The sequence below is a fragment of the Burkholderiaceae bacterium DAT-1 genome, assembly GCA_019084025.1.
GTDB lineage: Bacteria > Pseudomonadota > Gammaproteobacteria > Burkholderiales > Chitinimonadaceae > DAT-1.
Genome location: JAHRBI010000002.1, coordinates 248,011 through 261,764, shown reverse-complemented (window position 1 = coordinate 261,764; position 13,754 = coordinate 248,011). Strand labels below are relative to the sequence as shown.

The 13,754-nt window shown below is 54.3% G+C and carries 9 protein-coding genes; 4 read left to right on the top strand and 5 right to left on the bottom strand.

All coding sequences use genetic code 11. The annotated features are described in order from the left end of the window. The first annotated feature begins 88 nt into the window (after positions 1 to 88). The 3 genes from KSF73_04440 (at position 89) to KSF73_04430 (ending at position 3,354) form a co-directional block, all read left to right on the top strand. Positions 89 to 1,309 (top strand): aminotransferase class III-fold pyridoxal phosphate-dependent enzyme, encoded by a 1,221-nt coding sequence (locus KSF73_04440; GenBank protein MBV1774957.1) that lies wholly within the window; start codon positions 89 to 91, stop codon positions 1,307 to 1,309. After that, on the top strand, positions 1,306 to 2,661 hold the full coding sequence (locus KSF73_04435) for an aspartate aminotransferase family protein (GenBank protein MBV1774956.1): 1,356 nt from the start codon (positions 1,306 to 1,308) through the stop codon (positions 2,659 to 2,661). The genes KSF73_04440 and KSF73_04435 overlap by 4 nt, the downstream gene beginning before the upstream one ends. Positions 2,662 to 2,781: 120 nt before the next feature. Next, positions 2,782 to 3,354: an esterase gene (locus tag KSF73_04430; protein MBV1774955.1), complete on the top strand. Its 573-nt coding sequence runs from the start codon at positions 2,782 to 2,784 to the stop codon at positions 3,352 to 3,354. Positions 3,355 to 3,411: 57 nt separating this feature from the next. Here the strand turns inward: KSF73_04430 and KSF73_04425 are convergent, their stop codons facing one another. The 4 genes from KSF73_04425 to KSF73_04410 form a co-directional block, all read right to left on the bottom strand. Beyond that, on the bottom strand, positions 3,412 to 5,448 hold the full coding sequence (locus KSF73_04425; protein MBV1774954.1) for a S9 family peptidase: 2,037 nt from the start codon (positions 5,446 to 5,448) through the stop codon (positions 3,412 to 3,414). Between the two features lie 171 nt (positions 5,449 to 5,619). Next, a complete protein-coding gene (locus KSF73_04420; GenBank protein MBV1774953.1) occupies positions 5,620 to 8,424 on the bottom strand; it encodes an insulinase family protein in 2,805 nt (934 codons plus the stop codon). A 217-nt stretch (positions 8,425 to 8,641) separates the two neighbouring features. Next, entirely contained in the window at positions 8,642 to 11,446 is a 2,805-nt protein-coding gene (locus KSF73_04415; GenBank protein ID MBV1774952.1) for an insulinase family protein, read from the bottom strand. A 159-nt stretch (positions 11,447 to 11,605) separates the two neighbouring features. Next, the gene (locus KSF73_04410) at positions 11,606 to 12,106 is read right to left on the bottom strand and encodes a GNAT family N-acetyltransferase (protein MBV1774951.1); all 501 of its coding nucleotides are present in this window, start codon (positions 12,104 to 12,106) and stop codon (positions 11,606 to 11,608) included. Positions 12,107 to 12,374: 268 nt separating this feature from the next. Here KSF73_04410 and KSF73_04405 point away from each other — a divergent pair, with 268 nt between their 5' ends. After that, positions 12,375 to 13,316: a carbohydrate kinase family protein gene (locus KSF73_04405; GenBank protein MBV1774950.1), complete on the top strand. Its 942-nt coding sequence runs from the start codon at positions 12,375 to 12,377 to the stop codon at positions 13,314 to 13,316. On the opposite strand, the gene KSF73_04400 is transcribed toward KSF73_04405, so the two are convergent. Then, positions 13,313 to 13,726 carry a VOC family protein gene (locus KSF73_04400; protein MBV1774949.1) on the bottom strand — a complete coding sequence of 138 codons (414 nt, stop codon included), beginning with the start codon at positions 13,724 to 13,726 and terminating at the stop codon, positions 13,313 to 13,315. The two genes, KSF73_04405 and KSF73_04400, sit on opposite strands and share 4 nt — an antisense overlap. Positions 13,727 to 13,754 lie beyond the last annotated feature (28 nt).

The following is a 13,754-nucleotide window of genomic DNA, read 5'->3' as shown; positions in this document are numbered from 1 at the left end:
ATGCACCCGCACACTTATGTCGTGATCTCGCACACAAGCGGCGCCCATCAGCATATCCGCGAGATCCACACTCAAGGAGACACCACCCATGATTCCAGACGACATTCTGGCGTCTTATCACCGTCATGCCTCACCTGCACAGCTCGAACATTTTTGCGATTTTGTCGTCGAGCGCGCGCACCATGCAACGTTGTATTGCACCAGTGGCCGCGAGCTGATTGACTTTGCATCAGGCGGATTTGGATATGCCCATCCAGCCGTCCAGACCGCCGTCATCGAGCAGATCAAGCGCGCGCCCTTATCCAGTCGCATCCTGATCAATCGCGGCCACGCCGAACTTGCCAAAACGCTGGCTAGCTGGGCACCAGGTGACCTTGAAGTCTCCTACATCTGCAACTCCGGCGAAGAAGCGATCGACTCCGCACTCAAGCTGGCCAAGGGCTACTGGCCCCGCCGCCGTGAAGTGGTCGTCGCACGCGGTGCGGATTATGGCACGCTGAGTCATGGCACCTACTTTGCAGGCATAGGGAGTGCCTACCTTCGCAGCCTGCCCTTCCAGCCACACGCCATCCATCTGGGCGATACGCCCGCCCTTGCTGCAGCCATCGGATCCAACACAGCCGCAGTATTGCTTGAGCCACTGGCCTTTCAGGGCAAGGACATGCAGGCCAGTCAGGCCTTCTGGCAAGCCGTTCGCACACGATGCGATGAAACAGGCGCACTCATGATCATCAATGAATTGCGCACGGGGCTTGGCCGCACCGGCAAACGCTGGGCGATCGAGCACACAGGCGTGACGCCTGATGTGCTGATCACGGGTGAAGCACTCGGAGGCGGCCACATTTCTGTCGGCGCTTACCTCACCCGTCAATCCATTCATAACAAAGTATATGACCGCCGCAATCCCACCTTGCACGGCAGTACCACAGGTGCCAATCCCGCCGCCTGCGCGGCAGCCAGCAGTGTTTTGCGCGTGATGGATCAAGAAAACTTGGTGGCCTATCACACCCAGGCTGGCGGCCAGATCGTAGAAGCGCTCCGGGATCAACCAGGCATCACTCGAATCCAGTCATTGGGATCGCTGGTCATGATTGACTTCGACACCCCCCGGCGCGCCTTCGAGCTTCAACGCCAGGCGCTTGCCCAAGGAGTATTGCTGCGACAAGCGGATGGCCCGCGCATGAGGTTGAATATCCCGCTAATCATCCAGCCGCACGAGCTTGAAGCAGGCGTGCAGCGTCTGATCGCAGCACTGCAGCACTGTGCCTCATTGACCCAGCAAACACATTTGGAGGAGACACTAGCATGATGAACCGCCTGGAAGTCATCGAAGCATCAGGCCGTTACTGGAACCCTACCGCAGCCACACTCTATCGCGTCGCGCATCGTTCCATCGAAAGCCACGCAGAGGGCGCGATCGTCACCGATGAAGACGGACGGCAATTTCTCGATTTTGCCTGTAGTTACGGTGTATTCATCGTTGGGCACTGCAATCCCTATGTTCAGGCACGCGTACTGCAGCAGATTCACACACTGGCGGCTACCCCCTACGGCAGTGCCAATGCTGTGACCGCTGAATTCATGGATACCCTGACCAGCATGCTGCCGGGCGATCTGACACGAGTATTCTTCGCCAATTCCGGTGCCGAAATCTCTGAACTGGCAATGCGTGCGGTACTAGCCGCACGCGCACCGCACCACAAAATCGTGGTAATCCGCAATTCCTATCACGGCAAGACCCTGGGCGCACTCAATCTGCTCGGACAGCAAAATCATCGCAAGCCCTTCCTGCCACTCAGCCCCGATGTCAGTTTTGTGCCCTACGGTGACATTGAGGCCATGCGTCGCGAAGTGGGCAACGGAGCCGCTGCCGTTTTCCTTGAGCCGGTTCTCGGCGGCTGCTATCTACAAACGCCGCCCAAAGACTATGTGCGTCAAGTCGCAGACCTGTGCAGGCAAACAGGCACACTCTTTGTGGCAGATGAAATCCAGACCGCCTTTGGCCGATGCGGTCGCATGTTTGCATTTGATGAGGATCCAAACGTTCAGCCTGACATTGTCCTGCTTTCCAAGGGGATTACCGGTGGTCATAGCTCGATCGCCGTGGCGGTGTTACGCGAATCACTTGTCGAGCGTATTCAATCCATCCCTGATCTGCCGCCCCGTTATCTAGCCAGCGATAGCGGTGGCTCGCCTTATGCCTGCGCAGCTGCACTTGCCTCCATCGAGTTCATCCGCGAACAGCATCTGCCGCAACGTGCCATGCAATTAGGTGCACGACTGCTGGCAGGATTGCGTAGCGCTGCCCGGCATTATCCCAGGCTCATTCTCGATGCGCCGGGGATCGGCCTCATGACTGGCCTGAAAATGCGTAATCCCGCCGTTGAAACCGCACTGACCATTGCGTTGGGTAAGCGCGGTGTGCACGTTGGCCATTCCATGAATGAATCATGCGAACATCCGGTTTTACGCTTCTACCCGCCGCTTACCGTCACCGAAGCACAAATTGATCAAGCGCTAGCCGCACTCGATGATGCGCTGCAAGAACTCGGCAAAAAGCCCGTCTTTGTGTTCGATCTGATGAATCAGATCATCAAACGCCAATATCGCCTACCCCGCAGTGTGCTGTTTAAATTAGGCGGCGTAAAAGACGGACACTGATCCTGACCCTGCCTGTGAAGGCTGTCGCAGCCAACAAGCCAAGCAGACCCTGATAAAATGCAGAGCACATTCAGGGTCAGCAATCGGTTTGGTTGCAGACCAGACAAAGGCATTCGACACATGACCCAGCCCTACATCCTCTATCTGCACGGTTTCATCAGCAGCCCCAAGTCCATCAAGGCCACGCAGACCAAGGCATTTCTGGAAGCGCGCGGCGAAGGCGAGCGGTTTGTCTGCCCCGAACTCCCCTACTCGCCTGCGCGTGCACAAGCTCTCATCGAGCAAACGATCACAGGCTTCAAAGGCCATCCCTTCATGCTAATTGGCAGCTCGCTGGGCGGGTTTTACTCGACCTGGGCAGCGGAAACCTTTGATGCGCGTGCGGTGCTCGTGAACCCGGCAGTACGGCCATGGACGCACCCCCAATTGCTTGGTCCACAAACCAATATGTACACCGGCGAACAGTTTGTGCTCACGCAGGCGCATCTGGATGAACTACTGCCGATGGTGCCGCCCGTCCTCACGCCATCGCGATACTGGCTGCTGGTGGAAACAGGTGATGAAACGCTGGATTACCGGCACGCAGTCGAACACTATGCCGGAAGCCGGCAGACCGTGATCGAGGGTGGGAATCATAGCTTTCAGCAGTGGGTGCCGATGCTGGGGGGGGTGATTGCGTGGGCGGACAGCTAACTGATCTGAATCATCGGATCGCCCCGATTTCTCGAGGCGATCTCCACATGAAACGTACTAGTGCTTTACTTGCGAGGCTAGAGTTTCCGGTGTATTGCGTGCACTGGGATTGAATCTGGCAAGAAAGTCTAACACTGCGCCATAATACTTTTCCTGATTTTCCGGCTTGAAATAACCATGCCCCTCATCAGGAATCACCAGCCATTCAAAATATTTACCTTCCGCTTTCAGTGCGTCGCGCATTTTCTCTGCATGAATAATGGGTACACGCCGATCAATCGCGCCATGGGCAATCAATACAGGCGATTTGAATCTGGCCGCATTGCGCGCAGGAGAAGTTGCAATAAGCTGCTCCTTATCCTTCTCCAAATCACCAATCATATGCATCATTCTTCCCGAATTTACATAATCGGAATTACTATAGTCAGACCATGTAACCGAGTATTTGAGCAGAATGTCCGAAACAGCAGCTGATGCAATCCCGCATTTATACAAATCGGGATCCTTTACCAAACCTTCCAGTGCTGCATAACCGCCATAACTTGCGCCCATGATGCAAACCCGCTTAGGGTCAACCAATCCTTTTCCGACTAACCAGTTAACGCCATCAGTCAGATCATCCTGCATGGACAACCCCCATTTCCGATAACCTGTTACTTCAAAGCGAAAACCATAGCCTGACGAACCACGATAGTTGGGTTGCAATACCGCATAACCTCGGCTAGCAAGCAATTGAACTTCGTTGTCAAACCCAAATTCATCGCGCACGCCATAAGGGCCGCCATGCACCAGGACCACAAGAGGTAATTGCTTTGCATCCAAACCCACCGGCAGGGTTAAGTATGCGGGAATATTCAGTCCATCTCGTGCTTTGTATACAACTGCAGACATTTCGGACAGCTGATATTGATTGAGATCTGGCGATGAATCTGCAATGAGTTCCGCACTGGATGCATCTGCATTGAGTAGATAATACTTTCCAAGATCTCTAGCTGACTGGCTATACACTACCGTGGGTTTACCCGGATGACCGTGAATGAAATTCAGTCTGCCCTTGAACGTCGCATCGACACGCGATGCCAGATCGCGATATCGCTCATCGATCCAGTAGGTTTCCGGTTCATGTGCATGAAAAGTGAAACCGACCACTTTCTTTTTTTCATCACGAATTAGATTCAGGCTATTACCTCCGCCCACATCTGCCAGCGGATGCTCAAGTAAGGTCTCCCCCCATTGTCCAGTCTCAATGTCAAATGTGTACAGACCCAGGCGAGGCGTTTTCCGTGTACTCGTCACAAATAATGTGTGATTATCGTTTTCAAATCCAACAGGGTTGATCGATACGCCTTCTTCTTCGTCCATCGAGGACAGTTTCCGCCATTCTGCATCATTATTATCACGCACATAAATCGTCGTAATTGGCTTGGCTTTTTTTGTATCAACAGAAATCGCCACCCGAATCACACCATTGTGATCAACCACATAGCGACTCACCCTGCCTGGATTCTGAAAGGTCACCAGTCGTCTTTCACCAGTCCGGACATTTACGCGATAAACATCATCATTCTCTTTTGATCGATCATCGCTCTCGATAAATACCTCATCAGCACTATCCGGTACCCGACCAATTATGTGCCCCGACTTGAATCGCCTACCGGGATCTTCATTCGCAATAAAATTGACGCCACTCATCACAAGCTGACGATTTCCCTTTCCGTCGCGGCCGATGACAAATGTTCCACCATATACCTGATCTTCACTATTGCCCGCCCGCTGATCCCAGATACCATATTGCAAACGATCATTACCGATCCAAGATGTCCTGTTTACATCGACATGACCAAATGCGGTCACCACATTTGCTTTTCGGGTTTCCAGATCTATGACAGCAATATTCTTCCGGCCGTTTATGGGAGAAACAACCGCAAGGTATTTTCCATTAGGCGATACCTGTACAGATGAATATTGAGCAGGTTTAAACAGGGTTGCGATTGGCGGCATCAACGTCGGATCGACAACACCAGCATCTGCGAATACGCCATTGCAAAGAAATATCGCAGCGAGCAACGCGCTGATTCGAATACCCAACTTCATTTCCTACCTCCACACCATCCTGAAAAACTACGCTTATACGTCCGCGGTTCAAGTAGCGGACTCTTTTACGACGCAATGTGATTTGAACAAACCTAACACCTGCCGAGCATTAGGCTTGTTCATTTAGCATCCAGGCATACCGCGCCGAGTTTTACCGGCGCACCCTGAATGCTACTTTACCGCACCCTCAGTTTTCTTCGCTGCACCTGCAAAGTCACCCGCATAGACATGCAGGAAGTGCTGCGGATCCAGATACTTCCTGATCACCGCATTTACATCCGCCACGCTCAGCGCTTTCAGGCGCGCTTCCTGAGCGGCACTGACTGCCATCGTGCGATTGCGATGCAACTGGGACACCAGTGCCCCCGCAAGCGAACCATCTTCCGTGCGCGCTAGTTTCGATGTTTGCAGGATGCCGCTCTTGGCCTCTTCCAGCTCCTGCTCGGTGATACCTTCGCTAACGAAACGCGCCAGCTCTTCTTTCACGCTGGTTTGCAGCACACCCAGATTCTGCGGCGCATAGATCGCGTACATCCCCAGACTGCTGGAAGGCTCATCGCTATCGAGACTCAGGAATGAACCAGCACCGTAGCTGATGCCTTCTTTCTGGCGCAGGCGGTCAGCCAGACGGCTCTTCAGGGCACCGCCGCCCAGTACACGATTGGCGATCTTGAGTGCAGGCGCATCCGCATGGTCATCGCGAACCTGCAGCGGGCTATAGGCAATGTAGAACGCCTGCGCCTTATCCGGGCTTTCCAGTGTCAGCGCTTCACCCTTGATCGGCTCGAATGGGGTCGGGATGTAGGCGTAAGCCTGTTTCGCTTTCCAGTCGCCCGCTACCGCCTTCAGCGACTGTTTGACTTCATGACTGTCAAAATCACCCACGAGTGCGATATCGGCATGATTTGCACCATAGAATTGCTGATGGAAAGCCTTCACGTCTGCCAGCTTGAGTGACTTGATGGCAGCAACCTGCTCATCAAAGGATTCCACGTAGCGAACGTCGCCCTTCTTGTAGCGGGTACCGGCCGCATGACGACTCATGGCATTGCTGGCCATTGCTTGTGGCTGATGGCGATTGGCATCAATCGCAGCCAGTTGACCGGTTTTGTACTCATCCAGCTCCGCCTCGGGGAAGGTAGGCGCACGCAGGACATCTTTCAATAGCGCCAGCACTGCCCCCAGCTTGTCACGCTTGGTTTCAAAGGAAACGAGTACCCCGCCCGCCCCCGATGGGCTGATATTCAGCGTGGCTTTCAGCTCATCCAGTTTGTCGGCGATTTGCTGGCGGCTCAGTTTGCCTGCGCCATGGGTCAGCAATGAAGCAGTGGCTTGTGCCGTATAGCCCTTGCCAAACAAACTCTTCTCATCACCCATATGCAGTGCAATCGAACCACTCACGGTATTGCCGCGCGTTTTCTTGGCCAGTAGCGCAACCTTGGCGCCGCTCTCCAGCGTAAAACGCTCGGTACGTGCATCGATATTGGCGTGACTTGGATCGAAGTCTTCACCGGCTGCGACAGCCGCTTTACCTGTGTAGCCTTCCACCATCTTGGCTACATCCTTGCGAGCAGGAATCTCGGCACGCACAGGTTTGTCTGTTGGTACAAACTGGCCAAAGGTGCGATTGCTTTCAACCAGATAGGTTTCAGCAGCACGCTGCACATCTGCCACGGTGACAGCAGCAATGCGGTCACGATCAAGGAACAGCAGACGCCAGTCACCCAGTGCGATTTTTTCCGACAATTCGATCCCGAACTGAGCCGGATCATCCATCAGCTTTTCATAACCGTTGAGGACAGCGGTCTTGGCACGATTCAGTTCGGCTTCAGTGACTGGCTCCTTCCTGAAGCCTTCCAGCACATTCAGCATCTGCTTACGTGCATCGTCATTGCTCTGCCCCTTGGCCAGCTGCGCAAACGCCAGCAAATAACCTGGATCATGCAGGGCAAAGTCGCCCGCGCCTGCGGCTGCAGCTTTCTTGGACTTCACCAGACCTTTGTACAATCGACCGTTCGGTGTGTCGCCCAGAATATTGGCCAGCAAGGTGACAGCCGCATAGGCAGGATCGCTACCGGCAGGCGTATGGTAAATCGCGCCCACAATACCGGTATCGCCTACGCGCTTCACCGTCACTTCACGCGGGCCATCCTGGGTCGGCTCTACAGTCCACTCGGGCTCCAGCGCGCGTGCCGGGCGCGCAATACTGCCGAAATAACGCCCCACCTGATCCAGAACCCTAGCTTCGTCAAACTTGCCGGTCACAATCAGCACCGCATTGTCCGGCTGATAGAAATTGCGGTAGAACGCCTGCAGATGCTCGATATTGACGTTTTCCACGTCGGAGCGTGCGCCAATCGTCGACTTGCCATAGTTGTGCCACTGGAAGGCAGCAGCAGTCGTCTTTTGCATGAACATGCGCATCGGGCTATTTTCACCGCCCTCCATCTCATTGCGCACCACAGTCATTTCGGAATCCAGATCCGAACGCCAGATATTGGAATTGACCATGCGGTCCGCTTCCATTTTCAGCGCCCAGTCGAGGTTCTCGTCATTCGCTGCAAATACTTCGAAATAGTTGGTACGGTCGTAGTAAGTTGTCCCGTTAAATTCCATACCGCGCTTGGCAAATTCCTGCACAATCGTCTTGCCGGGCAGATTGGGTGTCCCCTTGAATACCAGATGCTCCAGCAAGTGCGCCATGCCGGTTTCGCCGTATTTCTCGTGGCGATTGCCTACCAGATACGTCACGTTGACCGTGGTCGTCGGTTTCGACGCATCAGGTGCAAGCAAGACGCGCAGGCCATTGGCCAGACGATACTCGGTGATGCCCTCAACAGAGCTTGCCTTAACCGGCGCAGCTGATTGCGGCGCCACCACAGGCGCAGGGGTCGATGTTGCAGGCATATCGGCCGCGTGCGCGACCATGAAATTCATTGCAGCCAGCACCAAGAGTGCAGCGGGCTTCAAACGCATAGTTAATACCTCCGGACACTTCATTTTTTATCGATTCGACGATATATTCTTTCCGCCGAACACCCATCCTACCCCGATTCAGCGCTGCATTGCAGGCACGTCGTGCAGTCGTAGGAAATTGGCAACGTGATCGGACATCACGCTGGAAACAGGTACAAAAAACCCGGATGTCGCCACCCGGGTTTGAGACTGCATGCGAACAAACAAGTGTGCTCGCTTACTTCTTATCCGCCGCTTCAGCCTTCTTGGCCGCATTGGCAAAATCACCTGCCACCACTTGCACCAGCGCTTCCGGCTTGAAGTACTTGCGGATCACGGCATTGACCTGCTCAACCGTCACGGCCTTCAGCTTGTCTTCCTGATCGGCGGTGTACTGCATCGTGCGACCGACATAGAGCTGGTTAGCCAGTGCTGCAGCCAGCGATGCATCCTGAGTACGGCCGATCTGCGCACTTTGCAGCAGACCACTCTTGGATTCAGCCAGTTCTTGCTCGGTGATACCGTCCTTGATCAGACGATCCAGCTCTTCCTTCACACCCGCCTGCAGCTTCGGCAGGTTTTGCGGTGCAAAAATGGCATACATGAACAGGACAGCATTGGCATCATGCGGATTCAGGCTCAGCCCGGAACCGGAGCCATAGCTGATCCCCTCCTTCTGACGCAGACGATCAGCCAGACGGCTCTTCAGTCCGCCACCGCCAAATACGCGGTTCGCAATCTGCAGTGCCGGTGTTTCCGGCGAATCGTCGCGCAGCGGAATGGTGAGTGCAGCCAGGAAGTTGGCATTGGCCTTGTCTGGCGTCTCGTACTTCAGCTCCTTGGCTTTGGTCGCCACAAACGGATCGGCCACGCGCGTAAACTTGGACTTGGCCTTCCAGTCGCCAAAGGCTGCCTTCAGGTCATCACGCACGGATTGCGCATCAAAGTCACCCGACAGGGCGATTTGCGCACTCGCAGCGCCATAGAACTGCTGATAGAAGGCCTTGATATCGGCTACCTTGATCGCTTTGATGGCGGCAATCTGATCATCAAACGAATCGGTAAAGCGGATATCGCCCTTCTTCCAGATTTGAGTAGAACGACCCAGTTCGTTATTGGCAATCGCATCCGGCTGGCGACGCTGCTCTTCGATGGTAGTTATCCACTCTGTTTTCAGACGATCCAGTTCGGCTTCCGGGAAGCTCGGTGCACGCAGAATGTCCTTCAGCAATGCAATCAGTTCCGGCAACTGGGCACGGCGGGTATCGAATCCGACGATCACGGCACTGCCGAGGCGATCGGCTACAGCAACCTTGGCCTTCAGCTCATCCAGCTTATCGGCGATTTCCTGACGGCTCATCTTGCCGGCACCGCGCTTCAGCATGGAGGCAGTCGCTTCTGCGACATACTTCTTGCCGAACAGCCCCTTTTCGTCGCCAATCCGCAGCACGATCTGGCCGTTCACGGTATTACCACGGGTCTGCTTGGTCAGGAATGCAACTTTGGCACCATTCGGCAGATCAAAACGGACAGTACGCTTTTCGATATTCAGCGGGGACGGGTCAAAGGCTTCACCAGCGCTCTGCTCTGCCTTACCCTTATAGTCTTTCACCAGCGCCGCGACATCAGGCGCTGCCGCAAACTGGGCACGAACCGGCTTTTCGGTCGGGATAAACTGACCAAAAGTACGATTGGATTCAATGAGATAATTTTCTGCAGCGCGCTGTACATCTGCTGCAGTCAGCGCCTCAATGCGATCACGCTCAACAAAGAACAAACGCCAGTCACCCTGCGCAATCGCTTCGGAGAGCGACACGCCAAAGCGCACCGGATCACTCAGTGTTTTGTCGAGTTGATTCAGCAAAGCCGTTTTCGCACGCTTCACTTCTGCTTCGGTAATGGGCTGCTTTTTGATCCCTTCGACCACATCAAGCAGAATCCTGCGGGCCTCATCACGTGATTGACCCTTGCCCAGCTGTGCAAACAGCACCATAAAGCCCGGATCATGCAGCGCCAGCGCCTCACCTTCTACGCCTGCAGCCTTCTTCTTCTCGACCAGTGCCTTGTACAAACGGCCATTTGGCGTATCGCCCAAAATCTGGCTCAGCGCCGATACGGCAGCAAAATCAGCCGCTGAACCCTGCGGTACATGGTAAAGCGCACCGATCAGCGAGGCATCGCCCACGCGGGCAATATTGATCTCGCGAGCACCATCCTGAACCGGATCGAGCGTCCAAAGCTTTTCGATTGTACGAGCTGGCTTGGCAATGCTGCCAAAGTACTCGTTGATACGTGCCAGCGTCTTGGCTTCATCAAATTTGCCGGTCACGATCAACACAGCATTATCCGGCTGATAATACTTGCGATAAAACGCCTGCAGATGATCGATATTGACGTTTTCCACGTCAGTACGGGCACCGATGGTGGACTTGCCGTAGTTGTGCCACTGATAGGCGGCGGCAGTCATCTTTTCAAACAGAATGCGGCCAGGATTGTTCTCGCCCATTTCCATTTCGTTGCGCACCACCGTCATTTCGGTATCCAGATCGCTGCGCCAGACATTGGAATTGACCATGCGGTCTGCTTCCATCTTCAGCGCCCAGTCGAGGTTGTCGTCACTGGCTGCGAAGGTCTCGAAATAGTTGGTACGATCAAAAAAAGTGGTGCCGTTATAGCGCATGCCACGCTTGGCGAATTCCTGAACAATCGTCTTACCCGGCAAGCTCGGTGTGCCCTTGAACACCAGATGTTCAAGCAAGTGAGCCATACCCGTCTCGCCATAGCTTTCGTGACGGCTTCCCACCATATAGGTCACGTTTACGGTGGTCGTCGGCTTGGATGCATCCGGTGCCAGCAACACGCGCAGGCCATTGGACAAACGGAATTCGTTGATGCCTTCGACTCGAGTCACCTGAACAGGTGCGGCTGCGACGTTGGTAGCAACCGGTGCGGAAGGTGCAGGGACGGCAGCGTCCGCAGCTTGAACATTCATCAGCATCTGCATGGCCGCCAGGACCATGAGTGCGGCAGGTTTCATGCGCATGACTTTACTCTCCGGAAATATGATTGTTTTTTCGTTACACACGGTACGATGTCAGGTTGCATCCTAATCACCGGCAGGTGCAAGCGCACCTGCCATGTGACGAGCTATCCTGAAAGGCCGATGAACCGGCGGAAGGCGGGACGAAATACGAGGCTCAGATCAATCGTTTGCGGCCATCGCACGCAGACTCTCGCCGGTCGCCCGGCAGATGCGCCAGTCCGGCATGATGCTTGCACCGAGCTTGCGATAGAAATTCAGTGCGGGCTTATTCCAGTCGAGTACCGCCCATTCAAAACGCCCGCAGCCCCGCTCGATGGCACGGCTCGCCAACTCACGAAACAGGCGCTCGCCAATTCCGTTTCGACGGTATTCGGGTAGCACAAAAAGGTCTTCCAGGAACAAACCCGGTTTGGCCAGAAACGTAGAGTAATTGTGATAATACAGCGCAAAGGCCACGGGATATGGCTCGCCACCGCGATCCACTTCGGCAATCATTGCTTCAATAAAGGGGCGCTCGCCAAACAAATGCTCATTCAGTCGCTCGACGGTTCCCGTACAGATATGCGCTAGATTTTCGTAGTCGGCCAGTTCGCGAACAAGTCGGTGAATAGCAGGTGCATCACCGGCCACCGCATCGCGGATCGTGAATTCAATCTTCATGGTCCATTCCTGGTCGATGTTTCAGACAAGAGGCTACTCAGGTCAATCCCGCCTAGGTTAACGATTTCATTCGCTGACGAAAAGCAGAAACCACCCTTCAGGGATAAAAAATCGTAAAAAAGTGCTTAAATACTCTTTGGTCACTTTGATATAATAGTGGGTTTGTGCGTTCAAAATGTGTCAGTCCGGAATGTCCGGCACGAATGCCCACTTCACCAATCAATTATTTGCGGATTTGTATCCGTCGCTCGACTAAGGAATAAGGCGCATGGCCACCCTGATTTGCGGCTCCGTTGCATTCGACACCATCATGGTGTTCCCGGATCATTTCAAAAACCACATCCTGCCGGAAAAAGTCCACATGCTGTCGGTCTCATTTCTGGTGCCGGAAATGCGCCGCGAGTATGGCGGATGTGCGGGCAATATCGCCTACAGCCTGAAATTGCTGGGCGGCAATCCGATCGTGATGGCCACTGTGGGTCACGATTTTGGCGACTATCGTGCGCGCCTTGAGAGCAAGGGTGTGCGCATGGATTGCGTGCGCGAACTGGCTGATCACTACACACCGCAGTGTTTTATCACCACCGATATCTCCGACAATCAAATTACGGCATTCCATCCGGGTGCAATGGACAAGTCAGGCGAGAACAGCTTTGCGCATGTTCAATCCGAGCTGACACTGGGCCATGTGGGGCCGGATTCACTGACCGCCATGGTGCAACGTAGCCGTGATCTCAAGGCAGCAGGTATCCCGTTCGTGTTCGATCCGGGCCAGGGCACGCCACTACTTTCTGGCGCTGATCTGATCGAATGTATCGATGCTGCTGATTACGTGACCTTCAACGATTACGAAGCAGAACTGGTCCGCGTCAAAACAGGCCAGACCATTGAGGATATCGCCGGTCGTTGCAAGGCACTGATCGTCACACTGGGGTCGCAGGGTTCGCTGATTTATACCAATGGCGAAAAAATCGAAATCGCCCCGGTTGTACCGAAGCAGGTGGTCGACCCAACGGGCTGCGGCGATGCCTACCGCGCAGGTCTGCTCTATGGTATCGAGCAGGGCTGGGATTGGAAGACGACCGGCCAGCTGGCCAGCCTGATCGGTTCGATCAAGGTCGCCAACCGTGGCGCCCAGAACCATCACTTCGATCAGGTTTCAATCGCCCGTGATTACGAAGCCGCATTTGGTGAAAAGCTGGTGTTCTAATCAAACCACTCCATGCCTTCATACGGTACTTGGCGGGTCGCTAACAGGCGGCTCGCCATATTGCCAACATGCAATTCGAGCTTATTGAAATCTGGGTCATGAATATAGAGTGAGGCACCCTCGCTGCGATTGTCCTTCCAGATCGCACCGGGATACCCTCCAATGATCCGAGCTTCCAGTACAGCAAAATCTTCCGCCGCAATATCAAACGCGATATGCGTGTAATCGTGAGCCAGCGATTGCTTCGCCGCAGCATCCACAGACAGGCATATCCATACTCCGCCCAGCACTAGATAGGCACCTTGTCGCCATTTTGCAGTCAACTTTGCACCAAGCACATCGCAATAAAACGCGATCGCTCGATTCAAATTAGAGACTGCAAACGTAATATGATTGACGCCACGAATCATGATCCATCCCATCTTCAATGGATGGCAG

Coding starts and splice junctions, on each gene's coding strand:
- KSF73_04410 (MBV1774951.1), bottom strand. CDS start 12,106: ATGAAGATTGAATTCACGATCCGCGATGCGGTGGCCGGTGATGCACCT.
- KSF73_04400 (MBV1774949.1), bottom strand. CDS start 13,726: ATGATTCGTGGCGTCAATCATATTACGTTTGCAGTCTCTAATTTGAAT.
- KSF73_04435 (MBV1774956.1), top strand. CDS start 1,306: ATGATGAACCGCCTGGAAGTCATCGAAGCATCAGGCCGTTACTGGAAC.
- KSF73_04440 (MBV1774957.1), top strand. CDS start 89: ATGATTCCAGACGACATTCTGGCGTCTTATCACCGTCATGCCTCACCT.
- KSF73_04405 (MBV1774950.1), top strand. CDS start 12,375: ATGGCCACCCTGATTTGCGGCTCCGTTGCATTCGACACCATCATGGTG.
- KSF73_04415 (MBV1774952.1), bottom strand. CDS start 11,446: ATGCGCATGAAACCTGCCGCACTCATGGTCCTGGCGGCCATGCAGATG.
- KSF73_04425 (MBV1774954.1), bottom strand. CDS start 5,448: ATGAAGTTGGGTATTCGAATCAGCGCGTTGCTCGCTGCGATATTTCTT.
- KSF73_04420 (MBV1774953.1), bottom strand. CDS start 8,424: ATGCGTTTGAAGCCCGCTGCACTCTTGGTGCTGGCTGCAATGAATTTC.
- KSF73_04430 (MBV1774955.1), top strand. CDS start 2,782: ATGACCCAGCCCTACATCCTCTATCTGCACGGTTTCATCAGCAGCCCC.